General features: G+C 72.2%; 22 protein-coding genes. 12 read left to right on the top strand and 10 right to left on the bottom strand.

Annotation, left to right across the window (positions count from 1 at the left end):
* The first annotated feature begins 132 nt into the window (after positions 1 to 132).
* From SCAB_RS24365 to SCAB_RS24350, 4 genes are all read left to right on the top strand, one after another.
* Positions 133 to 816, top strand: a complete 684-nt coding sequence (locus SCAB_RS24365; protein ID WP_037722768.1) for a GDSL-type esterase/lipase family protein — start codon at positions 133 to 135, stop codon at positions 814 to 816.
* Between the two features lie 99 nt (positions 817 to 915).
* Entirely contained in the window at positions 916 to 1,506 is a 591-nt protein-coding gene (locus tag SCAB_RS24360; protein WP_013002726.1) for a Uma2 family endonuclease, read from the top strand.
* Between the two features lie 105 nt (positions 1,507 to 1,611).
* Positions 1,612 to 3,069 carry an MFS transporter gene (locus SCAB_RS24355; RefSeq protein WP_013002725.1) on the top strand — a complete coding sequence of 486 codons (1,458 nt, stop codon included), beginning with the start codon at positions 1,612 to 1,614 and terminating at the stop codon, positions 3,067 to 3,069.
* A 69-nt stretch (positions 3,070 to 3,138) separates the two neighbouring features.
* Complete coding sequence (locus SCAB_RS24350) at positions 3,139 to 4,131, top strand: aldo/keto reductase (RefSeq protein ID WP_013002724.1); 993 nt, start codon at positions 3,139 to 3,141, stop codon at positions 4,129 to 4,131.
* 351 nt (positions 4,132 to 4,482) lie between these two features.
* Here SCAB_RS24350 and thpR read toward each other — a convergent pair whose 3' ends face one another.
* From thpR to SCAB_RS24335, 3 genes are all read right to left on the bottom strand, one after another.
* On the bottom strand, positions 4,483 to 5,073 hold the full coding sequence (gene thpR, locus SCAB_RS24345; protein ID WP_173402903.1) for an RNA 2',3'-cyclic phosphodiesterase: 591 nt from the start codon (positions 5,071 to 5,073) through the stop codon (positions 4,483 to 4,485).
* Positions 5,074 to 5,092: 19 nt separating this feature from the next.
* Positions 5,093 to 6,538, bottom strand: coding sequence for an MFS transporter (locus tag SCAB_RS24340; RefSeq protein WP_173402902.1), 1,446 nt, complete (start codon positions 6,536 to 6,538; stop codon positions 5,093 to 5,095).
* 255 nt (positions 6,539 to 6,793) lie between these two features.
* Positions 6,794 to 7,231 carry a MarR family winged helix-turn-helix transcriptional regulator gene (locus SCAB_RS24335; protein ID WP_013002721.1) on the bottom strand — a complete coding sequence of 146 codons (438 nt, stop codon included), beginning with the start codon at positions 7,229 to 7,231 and terminating at the stop codon, positions 6,794 to 6,796.
* A 164-nt stretch (positions 7,232 to 7,395) separates the two neighbouring features.
* Between SCAB_RS24335 and SCAB_RS24330 the strand changes: the two genes are divergently transcribed.
* Complete coding sequence (locus tag SCAB_RS24330) at positions 7,396 to 7,578, top strand: ribbon-helix-helix protein, CopG family (protein WP_013002720.1); 183 nt, start codon at positions 7,396 to 7,398, stop codon at positions 7,576 to 7,578.
* Between the two features lie 16 nt (positions 7,579 to 7,594).
* Here SCAB_RS24330 and SCAB_RS24325 read toward each other — a convergent pair whose 3' ends face one another.
* Complete coding sequence (locus SCAB_RS24325; RefSeq protein WP_013002719.1) at positions 7,595 to 9,013, bottom strand: NCS2 family permease; 1,419 nt, start codon at positions 9,011 to 9,013, stop codon at positions 7,595 to 7,597.
* 148 nt (positions 9,014 to 9,161) lie between these two features.
* Between SCAB_RS24325 and SCAB_RS48635 the strand changes: the two genes are divergently transcribed.
* The 3 genes from SCAB_RS48635 to SCAB_RS24305 all read left to right on the top strand — a co-directional run bounded on the left by SCAB_RS48635 (position 9,162) and on the right by SCAB_RS24305 (position 13,339).
* Positions 9,162 to 9,593: a DUF2530 domain-containing protein gene (locus tag SCAB_RS48635; protein ID WP_013002718.1), complete on the top strand. Its 432-nt coding sequence runs from the start codon at positions 9,162 to 9,164 to the stop codon at positions 9,591 to 9,593.
* A gap of 611 nt (positions 9,594 to 10,204) precedes the next feature.
* Entirely contained in the window at positions 10,205 to 12,607 is a 2,403-nt protein-coding gene (locus tag SCAB_RS24310) for an HAD-IC family P-type ATPase (protein WP_013002717.1), read from the top strand.
* Between the two features lie 177 nt (positions 12,608 to 12,784).
* Positions 12,785 to 13,339 carry a hypothetical protein gene (locus SCAB_RS24305; protein ID WP_106437298.1) on the top strand — a complete coding sequence of 185 codons (555 nt, stop codon included), beginning with the start codon at positions 12,785 to 12,787 and terminating at the stop codon, positions 13,337 to 13,339.
* Positions 13,340 to 13,408: 69 nt separating this feature from the next.
* Here SCAB_RS24305 and SCAB_RS24300 read toward each other — a convergent pair whose 3' ends face one another.
* The 5 genes from SCAB_RS24300 to SCAB_RS24280 all read right to left on the bottom strand — a co-directional run bounded on the left by SCAB_RS24300 (position 13,409) and on the right by SCAB_RS24280 (position 20,734).
* Complete coding sequence (locus tag SCAB_RS24300) at positions 13,409 to 14,257, bottom strand: hypothetical protein (protein WP_013002715.1); 849 nt, start codon at positions 14,255 to 14,257, stop codon at positions 13,409 to 13,411.
* Between the two features lie 309 nt (positions 14,258 to 14,566).
* Positions 14,567 to 15,355, bottom strand: a complete 789-nt coding sequence (locus tag SCAB_RS24295) for a hypothetical protein (protein ID WP_037722782.1) — start codon at positions 15,353 to 15,355, stop codon at positions 14,567 to 14,569.
* A gap of 262 nt (positions 15,356 to 15,617) precedes the next feature.
* Positions 15,618 to 16,163 (bottom strand): MOSC domain-containing protein, encoded by a 546-nt coding sequence (locus SCAB_RS24290; protein ID WP_037722784.1) that lies wholly within the window; start codon positions 16,161 to 16,163, stop codon positions 15,618 to 15,620.
* A 67-nt stretch (positions 16,164 to 16,230) separates the two neighbouring features.
* Positions 16,231 to 19,374 (bottom strand): sacsin N-terminal ATP-binding-like domain-containing protein, encoded by a 3,144-nt coding sequence (locus tag SCAB_RS24285; RefSeq protein WP_013002712.1) that lies wholly within the window; start codon positions 19,372 to 19,374, stop codon positions 16,231 to 16,233.
* Between the two features lie 427 nt (positions 19,375 to 19,801).
* Positions 19,802 to 20,734 carry a DUF3027 domain-containing protein gene (locus tag SCAB_RS24280; RefSeq protein WP_013002711.1) on the bottom strand — a complete coding sequence of 311 codons (933 nt, stop codon included), beginning with the start codon at positions 20,732 to 20,734 and terminating at the stop codon, positions 19,802 to 19,804.
* An 838-nt stretch (positions 20,735 to 21,572) separates the two neighbouring features.
* Between SCAB_RS24280 and SCAB_RS24275 the strand changes: the two genes are divergently transcribed.
* From SCAB_RS24275 to SCAB_RS24260, 4 genes are all read left to right on the top strand, one after another.
* Complete coding sequence (locus tag SCAB_RS24275; RefSeq protein ID WP_037722786.1) at positions 21,573 to 22,919, top strand: MFS transporter; 1,347 nt, start codon at positions 21,573 to 21,575, stop codon at positions 22,917 to 22,919.
* A gap of 74 nt (positions 22,920 to 22,993) precedes the next feature.
* The gene (locus SCAB_RS24270) at positions 22,994 to 23,464 is read left to right on the top strand and encodes a hypothetical protein (protein WP_013002709.1); all 471 of its coding nucleotides are present in this window, start codon (positions 22,994 to 22,996) and stop codon (positions 23,462 to 23,464) included.
* A 16-nt stretch (positions 23,465 to 23,480) separates the two neighbouring features.
* Positions 23,481 to 24,251: a futalosine hydrolase gene (locus SCAB_RS24265; protein ID WP_037722789.1), complete on the top strand. Its 771-nt coding sequence runs from the start codon at positions 23,481 to 23,483 to the stop codon at positions 24,249 to 24,251.
* A 52-nt stretch (positions 24,252 to 24,303) separates the two neighbouring features.
* Entirely contained in the window at positions 24,304 to 25,131 is an 828-nt protein-coding gene (locus tag SCAB_RS24260) for a 1,4-dihydroxy-6-naphthoate synthase (RefSeq protein ID WP_037722812.1), read from the top strand.
* 21 nt (positions 25,132 to 25,152) lie between these two features.
* On the opposite strand, the gene SCAB_RS49085 is transcribed toward SCAB_RS24260, so the two are convergent.
* Positions 25,153 to 25,536: a cold-shock protein gene (locus SCAB_RS49085; protein WP_005486266.1), complete on the bottom strand. Its 384-nt coding sequence runs from the start codon at positions 25,534 to 25,536 to the stop codon at positions 25,153 to 25,155.

Here is a 25,536-nt window from a genome sequence, read left to right as displayed (position 1 = left end):
CGGGTGCGGGTCGGTGGGGCTTCTCGCGCAGTTCCCCGCGCCCCTGGAGGAGGGGCCCACGTGGCGGGGTTCACAGGGGTGTTCTGCGTCGAGAGGTCGTACCGGTCGGTAGCGATCGTTCATGATGTGCGGATGCTCAGGTTCATGCCCGTAGGCGACTCCATGACGATCGGGAGCGCGGGCGAACACACGTGGCGTTACCGGCTCTGGCAGCACCTGCGCACGACGTACGACGGCCCCTTCAAGATCGTCGGACCGCGCGAGACGCTCCACGACAAGGCGACGGACGCCCCCACCTCCTACGAGTACGCCGGGATCGACCCCCGTTTCCCCCGCGCCCACCTCGCCGGCTGGGGCGAGGGCTGGCTGCACATGGCCCCGCTGATCGCCGACGCGGTCCGCTCCCACCGGGCGGACGTCCTGCTCGTCTCCCTCGGCCTCATCGACCTCGGCTTCTACACCAACGCCGAGCAGACCGCCGAGAACACCCGCCGTTTCGTCGAGGCCGCCCGCGAGGCGAACCCGCACGTCCGCATGGTCCTCCTCCCGGTCACCCCCAACGTCCGCGCCGAGTCCGACGCCCCCTTCGCCGCCCAGGTCGCCCGCTTCAACGAACTCCTCGCCAAGACGGCAGCCGACCTCGACGAACCCCGCTCCCCCCTCCTCCTGGCCTCCCCACCTCCGTCGTACGACATCCACTGGGACACCTACGACGGCACCCACCCCAACACCTCCGGCGAACACAAGATCGCGGCCACCTTCGCGAACGCGATGCACGAGGCGTGGGACCTGGGGGGACCGTACGAGGAGGTATAGCCTCCGCGTCCCTTTCATCGGTCGTGCCCTCGTCACCGTACGTATCGTTGTACTGCGCGGCCGTCCTCGATCGAGGGGCGGCCGGGGAGGAGCGCCACGATGACCGTCCTTGAAGACAGGATCGCGATGGCCGAGAGCGACAACACGCGACAGCTGGACGAGATGTTCGAGCGGCTCGAGAAGATGCCCGTCCCCGAGGGATACAAGGTCGAGATCGTCGAGGGGACCATCTACATGTCGCCGCAGCGGGACATCCACTGGCAGACGATTCGCAAGATCATCTGGGCGCTGGAGGATCACTTCGGGCGGGAGACGACGGTGTTCTCGGACGTCCGCATCGACTTCCCCGGCCAGCTGAACGGCCTCGCCCCCGACGTGGCGAAGCTGCGTGACGACGCCGAGAAGGACTCCCACGGCCGCTGGCGTCACGAGGACGTCGAGTTCATCGCCGAGGTCATCTCCAAGGACACCGCCAGGAACGACTACGGCCCCAAGAAGACCGCGTACGCACTGGCCGAGGTCCCCGTCTACCTGATCGCCGACCCGTACACGGGCACCTGCCGTCTGTTCACCCAGCCCAAGGACGGCGACTACATCAACGACCTGTCGGTCACCTACGGCGGCGACGTCGACATGACCACCACCCTCCTCGGCCTGGTCCTGCCGACCGCCGATCTCCCCCGGGGCTGACGCCCTCACCCGCGGTCTCCCGGCCCCGCCGTCCGCACTTGCCCGGCCGCGGCCCACTCGCTTGGATGTCCCGGTCGGAGGCGGCGACGGATGCGGGGCGGGTGGATGGCGCGGGGCGGCGGGCTGGGACGGGAGTTCCGGTGGTTGTGGACGGCGTACACGGTCAGCGCGTTCGGTACGCGGCTGTCGTTCGACGCGTTCCCCCTGATCGCGGTGCTGGTCCTGCACGTCGGCCCGGCGCAGGTGTCCGCGCTGGCGGCAGTCGGCCTCGCGGTGGGCGCGGCGGTGGCCGTGCCGCTCGGCCCCTGGGTGGAGTTCCGCCGCAAGCGCCCGGTGATGACGGCGATGGACCTGGTCCGCTGCGCGGCCCTGCTGACCGTCCCGGCCGCCTACGCCCTCGGCCTGCTCACCTTCTCCCAGCTCCTCCTGGTCTCCGTGGTCGTCGCCGTGGCCGACATCACCTTCACGGCGGCGAGCGGCGCCTTTCTGAAGTCCCTGGTCCCCGCGGAGCACCTCGTGGCCGCCAACGGCCGCTTCGAGGCCACGACCTGGACGACCACGATGCTCGGCCCGCCGCTCGGCGGCGCCGCGATGGGTCTCTTCGGCCCGGTCGTCACGCTGCTGATCGACGCCGGCAGCTATCTGCTCTCGGCGGCGGGCATCCGGGCGATCGGCGACGTCGGCGACGTAAGCGGCAGGGAACCGCGCCCGGCAGGCACCGCACAGCCCGCACACGCCGTCGCGCCCACGGCGCCCGCAGCGCCCGCACAGACCGTCGTATCCGCGGCACCCTCAGAACCCGCAGCGCCCTCGCAGACCGTCGTACCCCCGGCACCCGCAACACCCGCAGCGCCCGCGCAGGCGGTCGTGCCCGCCGAGGTCGCCGAGCCCACGGCGTCCGAGCCGCTCCGGGAGCCCGTCGCACCCACCCCGAAGCGCACCCCCGCCCCCCGTCTGCGCCCCACCGATCTCCTCGACGGCTGGCGGTTCCTCCTCGCCGATCCCGTCCTGCGCCCCCTGTTCACCAACACCGTCCTGGTCAACGCGCTGATCATGGCGCCCGCCCCGCTGCTGCTGATCCTCATGATCGGTGAACTCGGCTTCGCCCCCTGGCAGTACGGCCTCGCCTTCGCCGTCCCCTGCCTCGGTGGGCTGATCGGCTCCCGTCTCTCCCCCCGGCTGGTCGCCCGGCACGGCACCGACCGGGTCCTGCGGGTCGCCGGAACCCTGCGGGCATGCTGGCCGCTGGGCCTGGCCTTCGTCGGCAGCGGCCCGGCGGGTCTCGCCCTCGTCATGATCACCGAGTTCGGTCTGATCACCTGCATCAGCGTGTTCACCCCCGTGCTCGCCACCCAGCGCCTCACCCGGACCCCCTCGGACCGCGTCGCCCGCGTGCTGACCGCCTGGTCCGTCACCGGCAAACTCATCACCGCCGCCACGACCGCCCTCTGGGGCCTCCTCGCCGCCCTCACCGGCCCCCGCACCGCGATCGCCGTCGGCGGCCTCCTCCTCCTGGCGACCCCTCTGCTCCTGTTCGCCCCGGCACGTCCGCGACGGGCCTAGCGGGTCGTGGACCCCGTCCCGCACGTCCCCCTTGCCTAGAGCGCACTCCACCGTTTTGGCTGGACGGTCATGAAGTACACACAGCTCGGACGCACAGGTCTCAAGGTCAGCCGGCTGGTCCTCGGCACGATGAACTTCGGTCCGCAGACGGACGAAGCGGACAGTCACGCGATCATGGACGCCGCGCTGGACGCGGGCATCAACTTCTTCGACACGGCGAACGTGTACGGCTGGGGCGAGAACAAGGGCCGTACCGAGAGCATCATCGGCAACTGGTTCGCGAAGGGCGGCGACCGCCGCGACAAGGTCGTCCTCGCCACCAAGGTCTACGGCAACATGGCGGCCTCCGCCGACTCCTGGCCCAACCACGACAAGCTCTCCGCGCTGAACATCCGGCGGGCCGTCGACGCCAGCCTCAAGCGGCTGCGCACGGACCACATCGACGTCTACCAGTTCCACCACGTCGACCGGGCCACCCCGTTCGACGAGATCTGGCAGGCCGTCGACGTGCTCGTGCAGCAGGGCAAGATCCTGTACGCCGGCTCGTCCAACTTCCCCGGCTACAAGATCGCCCAGGCGAACGAGACGGCCGCCCGCCGCGGCGGCACGATCGGTCTCGTCAGCGAGCAGTGCCTCTACAACCTCGCCGAGCGCCGCGCCGAGATGGAGGTCATCCCGGCCGCCCAGGAGTACGGGCTCGGGGTCATCCCCTGGTCGCCGCTGCACGGCGGACTGCTCGGCGGGGTCATCAAGAAGGAGGCCACGCAGGGCCGCCGCACCTCCGGCCGCAGCGCCGACGCCCTCACCGACCCGGCCGTGCGCGGCCAGGTCCAGGCGTACGAGGACCTCCTCGACAAGCACGGCGTCGAACCCGGCGAGGCCGCCCTGGCCTGGCTGCTCACCCGGCCGGGCATCACGGGCCCGATCGTCGGTCCCCGTACGGCCGAGCAGCTCCGGTCGGCGATCCGCGCGAGCGAGCTGGAGCTGAGCGAGGAGCTGCTGGCGTCGCTGGACGAGATCTTCCCGGGCCCCGGCCCGTCCCCGGAGGCCTTCGCCTGGTGACCACCGGCCGCCGCCCGTAAGGGCACGGGGAACCGCGCGACCGGCCCGCACGACAGGGCAGGGGTGAGGACGGTCCGCGGTTCCCCGACGGCCACCGGAACCGACGGCCACCGAGTCGGGCGCCCACCACAAGAGAAGGCCGCGGAAACGGACCGTCACGGAACGGACGGTCACGGAACGGAACGTCACGGAACGGACCGTCACGGCACGGACCGTCAGCGAAGCCCGGCGCTCATCTGCCGAGCGCCGCCGCGAGAGCGACCACCGCGAACATCAGCACAAGCACACCGGCCATGATCCGGTTACGGGTCTTCGGGTCCACCCCCCGAGCCTAACCGGCGGCCCGAACGGTCATCCGGCCGCCCCGAGCGGCCAGCGCCCCACCGCCTCGTACCGGGGCTGCTCCCCCGGCAGCCCGGACGTCGGCAGGTTGCTGCGCACCAGGACGAGGTCGGCCACCGTCCACGTCCGCCCGGCGAAGGTGCCGAGGACGTCGACGTACGGGCGTACGTCGACGTCGCTCCGGCTGCGGGCCACGGTCAGATGGGGCGTGTACCGGCGGTGCTCCCCCATCGGCACCCCGGCCCTGCGCGCCGCCGCCTCCGCGCGGTCGGCCAGCAGCCGGAGCGCGTCGAGGTCCCCCTCGGCGCCCGCCCACAGCGCCCGCCCGTGCCCGAACTGCCCGCCGCCGCGCACCGCCAGCGCGAACGGCTCGCTCCGCCGCGCGGCCCGCTCCAGGCGGCGGGACAGCTCCTCCGCGACGTCCTCCTCGACCTCCCCGTAGAAGGCGAGGGTGTAGTGCCAGCCGGGCGGTTCGGTCCAGCGCAACCGGTCCGCCCCGGCGCGCCCCTTCAACTCCCCGACCAGAGATCCGAGTTCGTCGACGACGTCGGCGGGCGGCAGCACGGCGGCGAACAGCCGCACGGTACGCGTGGCACTCATGGGGGCCACCTTCGCAGGTCTACGCCGCCGTCGTCACGGGAACGGCCCGCTCCTTGGGGACGACCCGCATCCTCGGATGACCGCGGTTCCACCCCATCGACAGCCGCAGTCCGCCGGCCCTGACCAGGACCAGGCCCACGGCGACGGCGGCGACGGTGGAGACGGCACCTCCGGCGACGAAGCCCGCGCGGGCGCCGTACGCGTCGGTGGCCCAGCCGGCGACCGGCGCGCCCAGCGGGGTGCCGCCGAGGAAGACCATCATGTAGAGGGCCATGACACGGCCGCGCATGACGGGGTCGGTGTTCATCTGGATCGCCGTGTTGGTGGTGACGTTCACCGTCAGCCCGAACATCCCGATCGGCACCATGAGCAGCGCGAACATCCAGTACGCCGGTGCCAGCGCGGCCACGATCTCCAGCAGGCCGAAGGCGAGGGCGCCCCCGATCAGCACCCGCAGCCGGGCGGTGCCGCGGCGGGCGGCGAGCAGGGCGCCGGCGACCGAGCCGACCGCCATGAGGGTGTTGAAGAGGCTGTACGAGCCGGCGCCCGAGTGGAACACGTCGTCCGCGTACGCCGACAGCCAGACGGGGAAGTTGAAGCCGAAGGTGCCGATGAAGCCGACCAGCACGATGGGCCAGAGCAGCTCGGGGCGGCCGGCCACATAGCGCAGCCCCTCGCGGAGCTGGCCCTTGGCTCGGGGCGCACGGCGGACGGGGTGCAGCTCGCGGGTGCGCATCAGCAGCAGGCCGGCGATGGGGGCGACGAAGGAGAGGCCGTTGAAGAGGAAGGCCCATCCCGAGCCGACGGTGGTGATCATCACGCCGGCGACGGCGGGGCCGACCAGGCGGGCCGACTGGAAGTTCGCCGAGTTGAGGCTGACCGCGTTCTGCAGCTGGTCCGGTCCGACCAGCTCCGACACGAACGACTGCCGGGCCGGGTTGTCGACCACGGTGGCCATGCCCACGGCGAAGGCGGCCACGTACACGTGCCACACCTGGACCTGGCCGGACAGCGTCAGCGCGGCGAGCGCGAGTCCGGTGACCGCCATCGACGTCTGGGTCAGGAACAGCAGCCGCCGCTTGGGGAACCGGTCGACCAGCACACCGCCGTACAGCCCGAACAGCAGCATCGGCAGGAACTGCAGTGCCATCGTCACACCGACGGCCGTGGACGAGCCGGCCAGGCTCAGCACCAGCCAGTCCTGGGCGATCCGCTGCATCCAGGTGCCGACGTTCGAGACGACCTGTCCGACGAAGAACAGCCGGTAGTTGCGCACCCGCAGCGACCGGAACATGGACGCGCGCTCACGGGGAGCGGGGACCTGCGGGGCGGCCGGGGCGGTGGCGGGTGGGGAGGTCTGCGGGCCGGCGGTATCCGGCGGGGCTTCCCGCACCTCGTGCGGGGGCGGGGTGGTGTGGGGGGTCGGTGGCGCGGGGACGGAAGCTGCTCCGGGGCCCGTACTCAAAGGGTTCGCCTCCTTGGGGTGGAACGCGTGCGTGTCGTGCGGTTGCGTCGGCCTCACGACTCCTGTTCTGTCTGTTCTGTCTTCTTGCGCCCTCTTCCGGGTGGTTCCGTGCACTTCTGTCTCACTTGTGCCCGCTGGTTCCCTGGCCCGCCCATGCCCGCGCCCCGGAGGCGCGCGGGCTGTCGTCAGGGGCGCACCGGTGGCCGGGCGGGCGTGCGATCCCGGCCGAGGCGCGCCCGGTGGCCGGGCGGCGGGTCAGAGGTGGGCGAGCTTCTCCAGGACCGGCGCGGCCGCACGCAGCTTCTCCCATTCGTCCTCGTCGAGGCCCTCGACCAGGGAGGAGAGGAACGCGTTGCGCTTGCGGCGGCTCTCCTCCAGCATCGCCTCGGCCCGCTCGGTCTGGGTGACCACCTTCTGCCGCCGGTCCTCGGGGTGCGGCTCCAGCTTCACGAGGCCCTTGCTCTCCAGCAGGGCGACGATCCGGGTCATCGACGGCGGCTGCACATGCTCCTTGCGGGCCAGCTCACCGGGGGTGGCCGTGCCGCAGCGGGCGAGGGTGCCGAGTACCGACATCTCGGTCGGGCTCAGCGACTCGTCGACCCGCTGGTGCTTGAGCCGACGGGACAGGCGCATCACGGCGGAACGGAGGGCGTTCACAGCGGCCTCGTCGTCGCCATGGTTCAGGTCAGGCATGTTCTTTAGCGTAACTCATTACTCTCGCTAAAGACCACCGGAACTCCACAGCCGTGCCCGTGAGGCCCACCACTCATGCCCGTTCAGGGCCCAGCGTCACTCATATGAGTGACTAGTAAGCGGAACGTGACACCAGGGGCGATGGATACACGACTCTTGTACACATGGGGACCACTGTGCTCAGCCTGCGGATAGACGAGGAGCTGCTCGACCGGCTCCGGACCCACGCGGCGAAAAGGGGAATGAGCGTCCAGGACTATGTGATCGGGACGCTCATCCGGGACGACTTCGACGAGCGGTTCCAGACCGCCGTGGAGGAGACGGAGAAGTTCTACGGGGTGAGGTGAGGCGGCCGGGCACTGCTCACGTCAGCCCCAGCGCCGGCATCAGGTAGTAGAACCCGAAGACCGCCGCCACCACGTACATCGCCACCGGGACCTCGCGTCCACGGCCGGCGGCCAGGCGGAGTACGACGAAGGTGATGAAGCCCATGCCGATGCCGTTGGTGATCGAGTAGGTGAACGGCATCATCACCATCGTCACGAAGGCCGGGATCGCGATGGTGTAGTCGGCCCAGTCGATCTCGCGGACCGAGTTCGCGAGGATCAGGAACCCGACCGCGAGCAGCGCCGGGGTGGCCGCCTGGGAGGGCACCATCGTGGCGACGGGGGTCAGGAACAGCGCGGCGGCGAACAGCGCACCGGTGACCAGGTTCGCGAACCCGGTGCGCGCCCCCTCCCCCACACCGGCCGTCGACTCCACGAAACAGGTCGTGGCGGACGAGGAGCTGGCTCCACCGGCGGCCACGGCGATGCCGTCGACGAAGAGCACCTTGTTGATGCCGGGCAGCTGGCCGTCCGCGTCGGTCAGCCGGGCCTCGTCGCCGACGCCCATGATCGTGCCCATCGCGTCGAAGAAGCACGACAGCAGGACCGTGAAGACGAAGAGGACACCGGTCAGCACGCCGACCTTCGAGAACCCCCCGAAGAGGCTGACCTGGCCGATGAGTCCGAAGTCGGGGCTCGCGACCGGGTTGCCGGGCCACTTCGGCGTCGTCAGCCCCCAGGCGCCCTCGGGCAGGTCGGCGGCGGCCTGGACGACGACCGCGAGCAGCGTCATCGCGACGATCGAGATCAGGATCGCGCCCGGCACCTTGCGGACGATCAGCGCGAGCGTCAGCAGCGCGCCGAGGACGAAGACCAGCACCGGCCAGCCGTCGAGGTGCCCGGTGGCACCCAGCTGGAGCGGCACGGTCGTGTGGGCGGCGTCCGGGATACGGGTGACGAAACCGGAGTCGACCAGCCCGATCAGCATGATGAACAGACCGATACCGATGGAGATGCCCTTGCGCAGGCCCAGCGGCACGGCGTTCATGACCCGCTCCCGCAGCCCCGTCGCCACCAGCAGCATCACGACGAACCCGGCCAGGACGACCATGCCCATCGCGTCCGGCCACGACATGCGCGGCGCGAGCTGCAGCGCGACGACCGTGTTCACGCCGAGGCCCGCCGCCAGGGCGATCGGCACGTTGCCGATGACACCCATGAGGAGCGTGGTGAAGGCGGCGGTGACGGCGGTCGCGGTGACCAGCTGGCCGTAGTCCAGCTGATGGCCGTACATGTCCTTCGCGCTGCTCAGGATGATCGGGTTCAGCACGATGATGTACGCCATCGCGAAGAAGGTGGCGAAACCGCCCCGGATCTCGCGTGACAGCGTGCTGCCGCGCTCGGTGATCCGGAAATGGCGGTCGAACACGCCGAGGGTGCTGCTCTGCGGGGACATGCGGAACCTCATCCCCAACAGGCAGTCCAGCGCTGTTGGAGTTTTCTACGAACAGAAGCGGTCAGACAGAAACCGTTTCAGTATGAACATATAATTCAGCTCTCGCCATCTCCGCGCGTAGACCCGTCCGCCTCGTAAGCTGTGCCCCATGGCGAAGTGGACCCCCAAGCACGAGGCACCGGCGCCCCTGGAGGGGCCCATCGTGCCGACCATCATCGGCGGCACGATCCTGTGGCTCGTCCTCTTCGTCGTCCAGCTCCCCTTCTACGGCTGGCACGAGGACCACGGGCACACCTGGTGGATCTGGACATGCCTCGCGGGCGGCGGCCTGGGGTTCATCGGCATCTACTACGTCCGCCGACGGGACGCGGCGATCAAGCGGGACGCGGCGCGGACGGCCGAGGAGGAGACCGCCGGACCTGGGACGACCGCGCCCGGGGCGGCGGGACCCGAGACTGCGGGCCCCGAGACGGCGGGACCCGAGACGGCGGAGTCCACGAAGACCGGACCCGAGGCGGCCGGGAGCCGGGCGGCCGAGTCCGAGGACGACGACGTGACCGCGCGGCCCACCACCGGCTGAGCGACGGCGTGCCCGCACGGCCCACTACTGGCTGAGCAACGACGTGCCCGCACGTCCCACCACCGGCTGAGCAACGGCGCGACCGCGCGGCCCACTACTGGCTGAGCAACGACGTGCCCGCACGGCCCACCACCCGCTGAGCCGGGCCGGGGCCGGGGCCGGGGCGGCAGCCCCGGGGGCCGGCTGGTCGGCAGCCCCGGCGCGGCGCCCCGCGGCGGGAAACGTACGCCTCCGGCGGCCCGACAGACGCCCAAGCCACCCGAGCCGTCCGGGAGACGCTCCCGGGTGACGACAGCGGGGCCGAACACGACAGCCCTCGCACACCCGGCAGCCTCGCCCCCACGCACCCCACCCGACGGACGACACGCCGGCCCGGCAACACGACGGACGCGCCCGCCACCCCGAGCCGTCCGGGCCATACCCCCGGGTGACGACACCGGAGCCGAGAACCCCAGCCCCCTGGCACCCGGCGGCCCGCACCCCCACGCGGCCCCACCCCCACACCTCACGTACGACCCCGGCAGCACGGGGCGGCCGGCCCCTCCTCCCCAGGTCGGATCTTTGGCCCACTCGGCGGGTGAAGGCCCAAATCCGCACGTACCGTCGAAGGCATGACGCACATCGACGCGGGTACCGAACTCGATCCTGTGCACCCCACGCCCGTCCCGGCCCACCCGGGGCGGGCGCGTGGTCTGTCGGCCGCCGAGGTGGCCGGCCGGGTCGCCCGCGGCGAGGTGAACGACGTACCCGTGCGGAGCAGCCGCTCCCTGGTGGACATCGTCCGCGCGAACGTCTTCACCCGGTTCAACGCGATCATCGGCGTCCTCTGGGTGATCATGCTGTTCGTCGCGCCCATCCAGGACAGCCTGTTCGGCTTCGTGATCCTGGCCAACACCGGCATCGGCATCGTCCAGGAGTGGCGGGCGAAGAAGACCCTCGACTCCCTCGCGGTGATCGGCGAGGCGAAGCCCACGGTCCGGCGGGACGGGGTGGCCGCGCCGGTCGGGACCTCCGAGATCGTCCTCGGGGACCTCATCGAGATCGGCCCCGGCGACAAGATCGTCGTGGACGGCGAGTGCGTCGAGACCGACGGGCTGGAGATCGACGAGTCGCTGCTCACCGGAGAGGCCGACCCCGTCGTCAAGCACCCCGGCGACCCGGTGATGTCGGGCAGTTTCGTGGTCGCCGGCGGCGGGGCCTTCACCGCGACGAAGGTGGGCCGGGAGGCCTACGCCGCCCAGCTCGCGGAGGAGGCGAGCCGCTTCACCCTGGTCCACTCCGAACTGCGCTCCGGCATCTCCACCATCCTCAAGTACGTCACCTGGATGATGGTCCCGACCGCGATCGGCCTGGTCGTCAGCCAGCTGATCGTGAAGGAGAACGACTTCAAGGACTCCGTCGCCCGCACGGTCGGCGGCATCGTCCCGATGGTCCCCGAGGGCCTGGTGCTGCTGACCTCGGTCGCCTTCGCGATCGGGGTGATCCGTCTCGGCCGCAAGCAGTGCCTGGTGCAGGAACTGCCGGCGATAGAGGGCCTGGCCCGCGTCGACACCGTCTGCCTCGACAAGACCGGCACCCTCACCGAGGGCGGCATGGACGTCACGGAACTCCGCCCCCTGAACGGCGCCGACGAGGCGTACGTCCGCACGGTGCTCGGCGCGCTCGGGGAGTCCGACCCCCGCCCGAACGCCTCCCTCCGGGCCGTCATCGACGCCTGCCCGGACAGCGGCGGCTGGCGCTGCACCGAGTCCCTGCCGTTCTCCTCGGCCCGCAAGTACAGCGGCGCGTCCTTCGGCGAGAGCGACGGCGAGTCCAGCACCTGGCTGCTGGGCGCCCCCGACGTCCTGCTCCCCGACGGCGACCCGGCCCTCACCGAGACCGACCGGCTCAACGAGCAGGGGCTGCGTGTCCTGCTGCTGGCCCGGGTGACCCGCGAACTCGACGACCCCGAGGTCGCCCGGGACGCCCGCCCCACCGCCCTCGTCGTCCTCGAACAGCGGCTGCGCCCCGACGCCGCCGACACCCTGCGCTACTTCGAGGAGCAGAACGTACGGGCGAAGGTCATCTCCGGCGACAACGCGGTGTCGGTCGGCGCGGTGGCCGGGAAACTGGGCCTGACCGGCGAGGTCGTCGACGCCCGGCGGCTGCCCGGCGAACGCGACGGCATGGCGGACGCCCTCGACTCCGGCACAGTCTTCGGCCGGGTCACCCCGCAGCAGAAGCGGGACATGGTCGGCGCACTGCAGTCCCACGGCCACACGGTCGCGATGACCGGCGACGGCGTGAACGACGTGCTCGCCCTCAAGGACGCCGACATCGGTGTGGCGATGGGCTCCGGCTCGGAGGCGACCAGGGCCGTCGCCCAGATCGTCCTGCTGAACAACAGCTTCGCCACACTGCCGTCGGTGGTCGCGGAGGGCCGCCGGGTCATCGGCAACATCACCCGGGTGGCGACCCTGTTCCTCGTCAAGACGGTGTACTCGGTGCTCCTCGCCGTCCTCGTCGTCTGCTGGCAGGTGGAGTACCCCTTCCTCCCCCGCCATCTGACCCTGCTCTCGACCCTGACGATCGGCGTCCCGGCGTTCTTCCTCGCCCTGGCCCCCAACAAGGAGCGCGCTCAGCCCCACTTCGTGCGGCGGGTGATGCGGTACTCGATCCCCGGCGGTGTGCTGGCCGCCGTCGCCACCTTCGTCACGTACCTGATCGCCCGGCATCACTACACGGGCGAGGGCGCGTTGGAGGCGGAGACCAGCGCGGCCACCCTCACGCTCTTCCTGATCTCCATGTGGGTGCTGGCCATCATCGCCCGCCCGTACACCTGGTGGCGCCTGGGCCTGGTCGCCGCGATGGGCGGATGCTTCGTGGTGGTCCTCGTCGTGCCCTCGCTCCAGGACTTCTTCGCCCTGCGGCTGGTCGGGGCGGCCATGCCGTGGATCGCGGTCGCCGTCGCGGCCGGGGCGTCGGCCCTGCTGGAGTTGCTGTGGAGGCGGGTGGACCGCCGCTTCCCCGCGTAGGGCGCGATCAGGGCGTGATCAGGGGGCGCACCCGACCCGCAGGGCGCACGCGTGGGCAGGAAACCGGACGACTCCGCCCGGCGTCCTCTTCCTCCGACCGGCCTCGACGAGGCCGCGCCGTCGCGTCACCGGAACCCACGGCACCGGGAGGCGGCGCAGGGAGGGGAGCAGCAGCGCATGAACCCGTACCAGTCGGTGGAGTTCCACGCCCCGTGCGGACACCTGATCTCGGCCCCGGCCGACCGGGTCGGGCAGGACGTCCGCTGCCCGCACTGCCACCAGGTGGCCCGGGTCCCGGCGGCCGAAGTCCCCTACGCCTCGGCGGTGCCGCTGCCCGCCGGAGCCGCCGAACCGGCGGCGCTGACCGCGCTCTACGTCACCGCGCTGATCGGCGGCCTCCTCGGCGCGGGTCTCGTCTACTTCGTCATGTTCGACGAGTTCTCCGAGACCGAGCTGGTCTCGATCACCCCGCTGTGGTTCTTCCCCATCGTCTTCGGCCTGTACGGCTTCGCCTCCCAGCGGCTGCTGCGCCGCATCGCGACGGGCCGCGCCAGGGACCTCAAGGAGGCCGCCGGCATGTCGATCGACGTGGCCGGTTACTGGGCGGCCCTGGTGCTCTTCCCGTTCCTGGTGCTGAAGTGGCGCAGTTCCCTGCTGGTGTCGCTGGCGGCGGCGCTGTTCTGGGCCGTGCTGCTGTGGCTGTTCTTCATGCTGCTCTTCCCGAGCCTCTGACGGCGCGGGAAGTCGGCACGGCAGCCTGCGGCAGCACGGCCCGTCCCCTGTCATGTCACCGCGCGGGGCCTACTTCACGTCGACGTAGTCGGCCGTCGCGCCGACCGGCGCCGTCGTGGTCACGCCGGCGTAGCTGAAGCGCCAGTACCCGTCGTACGTGGCGGTGCCGGTGGCCTTCACGTTGCCGGAGGCGTCCGAGTACACGGTCCTGACGGTGGTGTACGTGCTGCTGCCCGCCTTGCGGAACTGCAGCTTGACCGGCTGCTTGGCGAAGGGCTTGTAGGTGTGGCTCTGCCAGTCGGCGCGGGTGAGCCGGCCCGTTGCGGTGACGGTCCCGCCCTTCTTCACGGGCTCCGGACCGGCGTTGACGGTGAGCTTCGCGAGCCGCTGCACGAGGGTGGAGGCCAGTCCGCCCTGCTCCTTGTAGCCGATCTTGCTGTAGTCGAGCTTGTCGTTCGAGGGGTCCTGGCCGTTGAAGGCGATGGCGTCGGCGCCCGCCTTCCAGGTCCCGGCCTGCGAGTTGAGCAGGTCGCCGGCGCCCGGCCGGATGGTGATGGTGCCCTTGCAGCTCGCCGTCGTCGACGTGGCGACCTTGCAGGTGGCGAAGTCGTCGCCGAACAGTTGCGGGGTGTCCTCGTCGCCGAAGGTGCCCCGGTAGAGGAAGGGTTCGGTGACGAAGTCCTTCGCGGTGATGTTCACGCCGGAGCCGTGCTTCAGGGTGAACGAGACCGGCGTGTCGACGGTGCCGCCGATGCCGACCTTGACGGACTTGGCGATCTTGAAGTTCGAGAAGCTGACGTCGAGGGTGTACGGCTTGCCGCTCATCGCCGTCGAACCGGCGGCGTGCGCGGCCGGTATCCCGAGGGCGGAAAGGGCCAGGGCGCCGACGACGGCGGCCACGGTGGCTCTGGTGCGCATGTGTTCCCCACGTGGAAAATGAGTGATCCAGGGCCTTTTGGCCCGGACGATCTGAACACGCGTTCTTGCACCCGCATTCGTCCCCGACGCGAATTTGCCCCGGCCATACGCACTCTTGGACGACGTATACGGATCGTTTGGTACGTCTCTTACGGAATTCCGCGGACTCTTACGGGAGTCGGGGTCATTCCTTACGGAAAGGAACTCCGGTACGGAGAAGGCCGGTCGCCCGGCGTGCGCCACGACGAGGGGGCGCCCCGGCGGAACCGGGACACCCCCTCGCTGTCGCTGTCTGCTCGACGTCGCCGCTTACTTGACGTCGATGGCGTCGGCCGCCGACGTCACGGCCGCCGTGCCCGAGCTGCCCGCGAAGGTGAAGCGGTACGCACCGTCGGCGGACGCCTTGACGGTGGTCTTCAGGGCGCCCGTGGAGGACGACTTGACCGTCTTGACGTCCGTGTAGGTGGACGTGCCGCTCTTCTTGAACTGCAGCTTCACGGACTGGCCGCCGTACGCCGGGAACTTCTCGGTGTCCCAGTTGGCGCGGGTCAGCTTGCTCGTGACCGTGATGGTGCTGCCCTTCTTGACCGGCTCCGGAGAGGCGTTGGCGCCGGTGAGCTTCGTCTGGCGCTGGATCTTGAAGGTCTTGGCCGGGTCCTTCTTGGCGTTGTCGTCGTCGTTGGCCCAGGCGAAGATCCAGGCCTTCCAGGTGCCGGCGACGGAGTTGATCAGGTTCTTCTGCGTCTCGACGGTGAAGCTCGCCTTGCAGGACGCCGTCGTCGCGCTGACCTCGGTGCAGGTGGCGCGGCTGTCGGAGTTGCCGTTGGCCACAGCACCGCTGTCGGAGGTGTCCAGGGTCGCACCGTGGTACAGGACGACGGTGACGTTGGCGAGGTCGATGCCCGCGTTGTCCGACGCCTTGAAGGTGACCGTGACGGTCTTCTTGCCGGTGCCGACGACGACCGGCTTGCCGCCGTTGACGACGACGTTGGAGATCGTCGTGTCGCCGGCGGTCGGAGCGGCCTGCGCGGCCGGGGCGACGAAGGCGGACAGGGCCAGGGCGCCGATGGCGGCACCCACGATCGCACGCTTGTGCAAGATATTCCCCACGTGGAAGGGGTCTCGCGGACGGTTCCGTCGCGCGAGGCCCGGTTCAGGTCTGTCGAGCCGGCCAGGATCCGGGAGTCGTGTGACTCCCGGGACTCCTGAGAAAGCCGTCGGCTCGGGTGATCAGATCCACGAGTCTGGGGAATGGTTGTACGAGTTTCGCGCATCCGGCGCGAATGTGCCCCAGGTCACAGTGAGCCCCGCACCAACCCCGGCGCAACCGGGCGAAACCGCTGGGCCGAAAGCTGGGGCCCTAGACGCGCTCCAGCGGTCGGTGCGGCCCGGCGGGAAGCTCCACGGCGATCCCGTCGCCGGGGCGGACGACACCACCCTGCCGGACGACCCCCATGATCCCGGACTTGAAGGTGAACTCCCCGGTCGAGGCGTCGAGTGCGAAGACCTCCTTCAGCAGCCCCTTGCGGAACGTGTTGATCTGGTCGCACGGGTTGCGCAGCCCCGTGACCTCGACGACCGCCTCGTCGCCGAGACGCAGCAGCGCGCCCGTCGGCAGCCCCAGCAGGTCGACCCCGCGCGTGGAGACGTTCTCACCGAGCTGTCCGGCCGCGACCGTGAAGCCCTTCGCGGCCAGCTCGTCGAACAGCTCCTCGTGCATGAGGTGCACCTGACGCAGATTGGGCGCGTCCGGCTCGTACGTCATACGGAACCGGTGCTTCACGGTCTTTCCCGCGTGGACGTCGCCCTCGACGCCGAGCCCGGTGAGCAGCGTGATGCTCGTCCGGTTCGGCTTGCTGAAGGAGTACGTCCCGTTCGCGCTCACTGCCGTGACCCGCGCCGTCATCGTGTGTCCGCCCTCATCGTGTGTGCGCCTCTCAACCGTGTCCGCCGCTCAACCGTGTGTCCGCCGCTCAGTCGAACCAGCGGTCCCGTGCCAGTTCCGCCGTCCTGGAGGGGTCTTCGAGCAGGGCGGCCACCTCGAAGCGGCGCGGCCACTGGCCCGCCGCCCAAGCGAGCCCGGCGGCGACGCCCTCCAGGGTGGCGGCGTGCAGGACGCCGTCGCGGGTGCGGCGCCAGTCCAGTTCCACGCCGTCGACGAGCAGTTCCTCGTGCTCCACGTACGAGGCGGGCGTCGCCGGTCCGAGCAGGACCCGCACCGCCTCCGGAACGTCGTGTTCCGTGCCCTCGGAGTCCACCTCGCCCGTCACCGACTCGCTGAGCCGCCGTACCTGGAACAGCTCGGCCAGCTCCCCGGCCCGCGACGGCCGTACGGGCAGCAGCGGCGTCCCGGCGGTGAAGGGCAGCAGGTCGGGGGAGTCGACGACGACGGCGTCGGCCGCGTCCACGACGGTCACCTCGCCGTCCAGCACCGCGCGCAGCTCGTCCGGCAGGGTCACCTGGTCGGGGTCGAGGTCCGCCAGCGCGCCGTACAGACCGTGGAGTTGGGCGGCGGACACCGGGAGGTCCGGGTCGGCCAGCCGGTCCAGCAGCTCGGCGGCGCCGCCCGGCTCGTCCAGCAGCGCGGCCACCGAGGTGCGCACGCCCAGCGCCCGCAGGACCTGCTCGTCCTCGAAGCCGGTGGCATCGGCCTCGTCGTACAGGCCGCGCAGCAGCGGGTCGCCGCCGGCCGCGAGGAGGCCGGCGGGGCGGCGGCCGTCGAGGACCGGGTGACCGCGCAGCCACCAGGCCGTGTAGGGGCGGACGACCTCGTGCGTGCCGTCCGGGAGCAGGACGCGGACCGGCTGGACGAGCGCGTCGCGCAGCGGCGGCTTCGCGAGCAGCGCGAGCGCCTCCGGCCAGCGGTCCTCGTCGACCAGGTCCAGGTCGCGCACGGCCACGATCTCCGTCGCCACCGGCGGCACGGGGCTGTCGGGGAAGCGGTCGAGGATGTCCTCGGACCACACGTCCACCGCGTCCAGCAGTCCGGCGTCGTCGGGTTCGGCGAAGTCCCCGTCGCGCGGCTCCAGTTCGTCCGGGTCGAGGACGACGTCGGTGGCGCGGACGAGGGCGAAGGTGGCGAGGACTCCGCAGGCCGCCAGGGGCTGTTCGCCCCAGCGGTCGGCCAGTTCGGCGTCCACGAGGGCGAGTTCGTCCTCGCGCATCACCCGGGCGAAGGGGCTTCCGGGGAGGACGAGTTCACCGGCGGGAGCCAGTTCGCCGTCCTCGTCGGGCAGGGCGAGCGCGCCGAGCCAGGGTTCGTCGCCAGGTTCGAGCGCGGCGTCCCGGGCCAGGGCGAGGACGAGGTCGGCGAGTTCGTCGGCGTCCGGCCGCCCGTCCTCCTCGTCCCAGACCCCGCCGTCGTCGTCCAGGGACGCGGCGACGGCGGCCCTGACCTGCGGGGTGGTGAGCACGGCGCGCGGGGTCGCGGGCAGGGCGCCCAGCTTCTCCAGCAGCGGATGCGCGGCGTCCGGGTGGGCGACCTTCAGCCCGAGACGGGCCAGGGTCTCGGGGCGGGCCGCCTGCGGGCCGTCGGGGGCCGGGAGGAGGATCTGCCGCGGCCCGATGGTGGTCCGCCCGTCCGCGAGCGGGACGGGAAGGCCGGACAGCCGGTCCGGGTCCACGCCCGCGAGGCTGTCGTAGAGCCGCCGCCACCAGTCGGGCGCCTTCTCCAGGCCCGCGAGCCGGTCGATGACGTCCCCCAGCGGCAGGCGCGCGACGCCCAGCGTGCGCAGCTCCGCGCGTCGTTCGAGCCCGGCGGGCAGCAGGCTCGGCAGGACGTCGGCGAGCACCCGCACGGTCTCCGCGCCGGCGCCCTCGACGACCTCGGCGTCCCGGGGGCGCAGGGCGGCGGGCAGGCCCTCCAGTTCGTCGTCGGGCTCCGGCGTCACCGCGCGCGGCAGGAACGCGGTGCGCGGCAGCCGCTCCAGGATCGCCCGGCGCAGTGCGCCGTCCAGCTCGCCCTTGCCCAGCGGGCCGGGCACCAGGCCGATGATCCCCTCGGCCACCGGCTCCCAGGCGGCCAGCAGCCCGGCGTACGCGTCCGCCGCCCGCTCCACCAGGAAGTCGGTGAGCGGACCGGGCGCCGCGTGCCGCCGGGTCGTGTCCAGGGGGAAGGAGGCGATGAGCAGCGCGGGCACACCGAGGGCCTCGTCGCTGGGGGTGGGCGCGTGCACGACGGGGCTGGTGCGCGGGCGTACCGGCGCACCGTCGGGCCCGGTCGGCACGGCCCAGGTGACGGACCAGTGCGGCCGCAGCCGCTCCTCGACGGGCCGGTCGGCGAGCAGCGCGGCGTCGAGCGCCCCGTGCTCGGCGGCCGTGCGCCAGCGCGTGACCCCGTCCCGCGAGTCCTCGACGACGACGTGCGCCCCCTCCACGCTCCGGCGCACCGTCCGCACCTCGTCGGCGCCGATCTCGATGACGACCTCGTCGAGGCCGGGCAGGGCGAGGAGCAGCGCGTCGTCGACCGCGTGCAGCAGCCGCTCGGCGAGGTCGGCGGCGGCGGTGTCGCGCAGCGGCAGGATGACGACGGTGTCGTACGACTCCGGGGCCGTCCCCTCGGCCGCGAACGGCAGCCGCAGCAGCGGCACATGGCCGTCCCGGCGGCGGATCTCGTCCCCGAGGCCGGGGCTGTGCCGGGCGGTCTCGGCGGCCAGCAGCCGCGCCTCGGCGAGCGACCAGCGGATACCGCCGTGCCGCCCGACGACGGCGGGCTCGTCGGTGACGGCGAGCACGGCGGCGAAACCGACGCCGAAGCGGCCCACGGCACCGTCGTGGCCCTGCGCGTCCCGCTTCGCGGACGCGCGGAGCGTGGACAGCGACTCGACGCCGCCCGCGTCGAGGGGGGCGCCGGTGTTGGCGGCGACGAGGACGCCGTCGCGGAGCGTCAGCCGCAGCCGGCCGGGCACCTTGGCCCGCGCGGCGGCGTCGGCGGCGTTCTGCGCCAACTCCACGACGAGGCGGTCGCGGTAGCCGCCGAGGACGAGATCCTCCTCGGCGTTGGCGTCCTCACGGAACCGGGCCGGACTGGTGGCCCAGGCGTCGAGCACGCCCCGGCGCAGCCGAGCCGTCCCGAACGGGTCCGCACCCTCGGCCGCCGGACGCACGAACTTGCTCACGGTTCACTTCTCCCTGTCGCCTGGTGTCCACGAAGGTACCGCGTCGCTGCGCTGCTCAGGCCGGGCGCCCAGAGGGGTGGGGGGTAGCGGGTGCGGGCGCGTGGGGGCTGGTCGCGCAGTTCCCCGCGCCCCTGAAGGCATCGGGCCCTCGCGGGCCCGAAAGCCCAGGCCCCGCGGGCCCGAAAGCCCAGGCCCCGCGTGCCGTAAGGCCCAGGCCCCGCGTGCCTGAAAAGCGACGGCCTGCGGGCCCGAAACGCGACGGCCTGCGGGCCTGAAAGCGACGGCCTGGGCCTGAAAAGCATGGGGCGCAGCCCCTGCTTTTCAGGGGCGCGGGGAACTGCGCGGGAAGCCCCACCGGAGCCGCACCCGCCGACGAGACCCGCACCCCCGAGCCATGAGGCGCGCCCCCGCGAACAGGCGCCGCGCCCTACGAATGCCCCAGATCCGCCTCGGACTCGGCCTCCTCCGAACCCACCGGCACCGACCCGGAATCCGGCGACGGCCGCAGCGGGAAGGGGTCCACGCGGGTCTCGTCGAGCCGCGGCGGCGCCGGGCGCGGCGGGGCGGGCATGACGGCCGCCTCCGAGTGCCCCCCGCAGCCGTACGTCAGGGACACCATGCGCCCGTCCGCCGGCGCGAACTCGTTCGCGCACACCCCGAAGGCCTGCCCCAGGGAGCCGCCGATCGCGACGAGGAACCCGCAGCTGACGCACGCAGCCGGCGCGGCCTGCGCCATCGCCGTCTTCGCCCCGAACCCTTCCTCCCAGCGGTCCGCGGCCGTGTGCAGCCCGTACCGGGACAGCACCCGGGCGCGCCGCATGCCCAGTTCCTCGGCGACCGCGGCGATCGATCCACGGGTCGGCGCGAGCGGCAGGTGCGCCGGAACCCCGGCGGTGACCTCGGCGTCCTCCGCCTCCACCAGTTCGGCCATGTCGTGCGAGACGGGCGAGTTCGGCAGGGGCTCGTCCTCGCCGGAGTACCCGGGCTCCAGGCGCAGGTCCTCGGCGTCCGTGGGCAGCAGGTCGCCGGGGCCCATGTCGCCGGGGCGGAGCCGCTCGCTCCACGGCACCCACTCCGGCGCGAGCAGCGCGTCGGGGCCCGGCAGCAGGACGACCTCGTCCAGCGTCACGAACTTCGCGCGTGAGGCACGGGCGACGGTGACGGCCCAGCGCCAGCCGCGGTAGCCCATCTCCTTGCACTCGAAGAAGTGCGTCACGACCCGGTCGCCCTCGGACACGAGCCCCGCGTGTTCGCCGACCACGCCTGGTGCGGCGGCCTCCTCGGCGGCGGAGCGGGCGAGGTCGACGGCCTCGGCACACAGACGGTCGGGGGTGCGGCTTCGCGTTGTCGCTGCGCTCACAGGTATCGCTTCTCTCCTACGCCGTCTCACGAGTGCGCCTCCCTCGGCGGGGGGTGCGGACGGAGCGGACCAGGGGGCCGCGTCGACGTCCGCGCCCGATCGCACTCGGGCGCACCTATGTCATCCATTCTGCGGGATGAACGAGAGGCGCGCGGCCGAGAACAACCGCCGCAGGCGCGCTATGCACGCTACCTTCTCCGAGGCTCTGCGCCCACACCGACGTAGCGGTTCCACGAATCCGCTGCGCCGGGCTTGGGCGGGGAGGGGGTGTGCGGGGGCTTCGCCGGCACCCCGGCAGTTGGCAGAAAACCACCGGGCAGGATGCGGATACACGGAGGTCGCAGCCCGTCCGCGCGTCCGTCGTGGCTGGTCGCGCAGTTCCCCGCGCCCCTAAAAGCATCAGACCCCTGCGGGCCTGAAAGCCCAGGGCCCCGCGGGCCCGGAAGGCGGCCGGGGCCGGCGCTGAAAAGCACGAGGCGCAGCCCCGGCTTCTCACGGCCGGAGCCGGCGCTGAAAAGCCAGGGGCGCAGCCCCGGCTTCTCAGGGGCGCGGGGAACTGCGCGAGAAGCCCCCACCGACCCGCAGACACACAACCCACCCCACCACCCCGACACCGGCCCGCCAAAAACGACGGGCCCACCCCCCAGGGGCGCGGGGAACTGCGCGAACCACCCCCACCGGCCCGCAGACGGACAACCCACCCCGTCGGGCCCCGTCGCCCCGGGGGCCGGCCGCCGTCGGGGCCATCCGAGCGGTAGGCGCACTACGGTCCCCCTTCTCGGGGCACTATGACGAGGTGACCGGCGCCGAGCGGAGCGGAGCGCGCGGATCGGGCCGGGTGACCGGCGCCGTCCGCTCGGTCGGCCGCGCCCTGCACCTGCCGTTCACCGGCCCCGCCCGCGGCATCCGCAAGGCCACCCACGCCCACGGCGCCGGCGAGTCCGGCCTCGGCAAACTCATCGAACTGCACGGAGTGAACGGCGCCGGCGACGTGATGATCACCGTCTCCCTCGCCTCCACCGTGTTCTTCTCCGTCCCCACCGACGAGGCCCGCGGCCGCGTCGCCCTCTACCTCGCCATCACCCTCGCCCCCTTCGCCCTCCTCGCCCCCGTCGTCGGCCCTCTGCTGGACCGCCTCCCGCACGGCCGCCGCGCCGCGATGGCCTGCGCCATGCTGGCCCGCGCCCTCCTCGCCCTCCTCCTCGTCGGCGCCGTCGAGACCGGCAGCCTCCAGCTCTACCCCGCGGCCCTGGGCGTCCTGGTCGCGTCGAAGGCGTACGGGGTGGTCCGCAGCGCGGTCGTCCCCCGCCTCCTCCCGCCCCGGTTCTCCCTGGTCAAGGCCAACTCCCGGGTCACCCTCTGCGGCCTGCTGGCCACCGGCGTCGCCGCGCCCATCGGCGCCGGACTGCAGGCGCTCGGCCCACGCTGGCCGCTCTACGGCGCCTTCGTGATCTTCGTCGCGGGTACGTTCCTCTCCTTCACGCTCCCCGCGAAGGTCGACTCGGCGAAGGGCGAGGACCGGGCCCTGCTCGCGGCGGACCCCGAGCACCTGCACGGCCCGCACCGCAGCGAGACACTGAAACGGCCGGGCCTCAGGACCGTCGGCCCGGCGGTCACCCACGCCCTGGCCGCCAACGCCGCACTGCGCGGCCTCTCCGGGTTCCTGATCTTCTTCCTGGCCTTCCTGCTGCGCATCCACCCCCTGCACGGACAGAGCGCCGCCGTCTCCCTCGGCATGGTGGCCGTGGCGGCCGGCACCGGAAACGCCCTGGGCACCGCCGTGGGAGCCTGGGCGAAACAGCGGTCGCCGGAACTGATCATCGTGACCGTCGTGGCCGTCGAACTCGGCGTGGCGATCACGGCGGCCCTGTTCTTCAGCGCGTTCTTCATCGCCTGCCTCGCCGCCGTCGCGGGTTTCTCGCAGGCCCTGTCGAAGCTGTGCCTGGACGCCCTGATCCAGCGCGACGTCCCCGAACTCGTCCGCACCTCCGCCTTCGCCCGCTCCGAGACCCTGCTGCAGATGGCCTGGGTGGTCGGCGGCGCCATCGGAATCGCCCTCCCCCTCAACGGCACCCTCGGCATGGCCGTGGCCGCCGCGATCGTCGCCGCGGGCTGGCTCACCACCGTGCGCGGCCTGCTCTCCTCCGCCCGTCACGGCGGCGCCCCCCGCGCCCGAGTGGCCTGACCGATTCCCCGGCCGGCCCGGCACGCCGTACCCCACGTAGGGGCACCCCCGGACGGGCCAGATAGCCTTCGCCCATGACCTTCCCGCGTTCCCGTCGCGCCGCAGCCACTCTCGGCGCCGTTTCCGCCGGACTTCTCGTCCTGTCGGCCTGCGATGAGCCGACGCCGATGGCCACCGTCACGATCGGCACGGAGTCGATCAGCGCCGAGGCCGAGTGCTACCGGACCCTCGACGTCGCCCAGGCCAAGGAGTGCGCGGAGGAGAAGCCCTCCAAGTCGATCGAGCTGCCGGACGGCAAGGCCCTGCGCATCGGCGTCGACCCGGAGGTGGCGAAGACGGGCTGGGCCCTGTGGATCAACGGGGAGCAGGCCACCAGCGACACGTTCGACAAGACGTACTGGTCCTTCGAGAACCCGGGCCTCTTCGCCACCCAGCCCGGCCAGCCCGCCCAGAAGTCGCTGACAATCAGCATCGTCGAGCAGAACGCCTCGGGCTCGGCCATCAAGGGCGTGTGGAACTTCAAGCTGAAGAACCCGGACGCCTGATCCCCTGCCGCCGCCGATGCGCATCCTCGTAGCCACCGCCGTCCCCGCCGAACGGGACGCGGTGGCTCGAGCGCTCCCGGGCCCCGCCACCGAGGTACGCCTCCCGGCGGGGACCCTCCACCGCTTCCACGGCACCCCGCACGAGCACGACCTCCTCGCCGCCGGTGTGGGCCCCGCCCTCGCCGCCGCCTCCACCGCCGCCGCGCTGACCGCGGCGGCCCTGGCGGGCAGGCCGTACGGGCTGGTCCTGTCCGCCGGTATCGCGGGCGGCTTCCCGCCCGAGGCGCCCCTCGGCTCCCTCGTCCTCGCCGACGAGATCACGGCGGCCGACCTGGGCGCCGAGACCCCGGACGGCTTCGTCCCGGTCACCGACCTCGGCTTCGGCACCGTCACCCACCACCCGCCGCGCGACCTCGTCCGCGCCGCCGCGACCGCCACCGGCGCCCGCACCGGCACCGTGCTCACCGTCTCCACGGTCACCGGCAGCGCCGAGCGCGCGGCCGCCCTGCGGGCCCGGCACCCGCGCGCGCTGGCCGAGGCGATGGAGGGCTTCGGAGTCGCCGAGGCCGCCGCCGCGCACACCACGCCCGTCCTCGAACTGCGCGCCGTCTCCAATCCCGTGGGCCCGCGCGACCGCGCCGCCTGGCGCATCGGCGACGCGCTGACCGCACTCACCGAGGCCTACGGGAAGCTCACGCCCGTACTGGAGAGTTGGGACCCCCATGAGCCCTACGCGTCACATGAGCCCCACGAGCACCACGCCCCCTCCGACGCCCACGAGCACTGAGGCGGCGCCCGTGAACCCCGCCACCACCCCCGCCGGGACCACCGCGCTGCGGATGGCGTACTCGCCCTGCCCCAACGACACCTTCGTCTTCGACGCCTGGGCGCACGGCCGGATTCCCGGCGCGCCCGCGCTCGACGTGACGTTCGCGGACATCGACATCACCAACGGCATGGCCGAGCGCGGTGAACTCGACGTGCTGAAGGTGTCCTACGCCGTGCTGCCGTACGTCCTCGACGAGTACGCGCTGCTGCCCTGCGGCGGGGCGCTCGGACGGGGCTGCGGCCCGCTGGTGCTCACCCGGGAGCCGGGCACGGACCTCACCGGCCGTACGGTGGCCGTGCCGAGCGAGCGGTCGACCGCGTACCTCCTCTTCCGCCTCTGGGCGGCGGACACCCTGCCCGGCGGGGTCGGCGAGATCGTCGTGCTGCCGTTCCACGAGATCATGCCCGCCGTGCGCGACGGCAGGGTCGACGCGGGACTCGTCATCCACGAGGCCCGCTTCACCTACCGGAACTACGGCCTCCACAAGCTGGCCGACATGGGCGAGCACTGGGAGGGGACGACCGGGCTGCCGATCCCGCTGGGCGCGATCATCGCGAAGCGCTCACTGGGCGCCGAGACCCTGACCGGGCTCGCCGACACCATCCGCGCCTCCGTCCGCGCCGCCTGGGACCACCCGGAGATCTCCCGCCCGTACGTCCTCGAACACGCCCAGGAGATGGACCCGGCCGTCGCCGACCAGCACATCGGCCTGTACGTCAACGAGTTCACGGCCGGCCTCGGCGAGGACGGCTACGCGGCCGTCAGAGGTCTGCTCACCCGTGCGGCGGCCGAGGGACTGGTACCGCCCCTCGGCCCGGACGCGCTCGAATTCCCTTGAGCCACCTCGGCAGTTACCGGTCTACACGTCCAACTGGTCGGCCACGGCGCGGAGAAGACCGGCGATCTTCCCGCCCGCGGCACGGTCGGGGTACCGGCCGCGCTCCAGCATGGGCGTGATGTTCTCCAGCAGCGTGGTCAGATCCTGCACGATCGAGGCCAGTTCGTCGGGCTTCTTGCGCTGGGCGGCGGCGACCGAGGGGGCTGGCTCCAGAATCGTCACGGAGAGCGCCTGGTCACCGCGCTGACCGGCGACGACCCCGAACTCGACCTTCTGGCCGGGCTTCAGGGTGTCGACACCGGCGGGCAGTACGGAGGAGTGGACGAAGACGTCACCGCCGTCGTCACGGGAGAGAAAGCCGAAGCCCTTCTCACTGTTGAACCATTTGACCTTGCCGGTAGGCAC

Source organism: Streptomyces scabiei 87.22 (assembly GCF_000091305.1).
Taxonomy (GTDB): domain Bacteria; phylum Actinomycetota; class Actinomycetes; order Streptomycetales; family Streptomycetaceae; genus Streptomyces; species Streptomyces scabiei.
The sequence above is the reverse complement of the archived record's forward strand: the minus strand, read 5'-3'. Positions and strand labels throughout refer to the sequence as shown.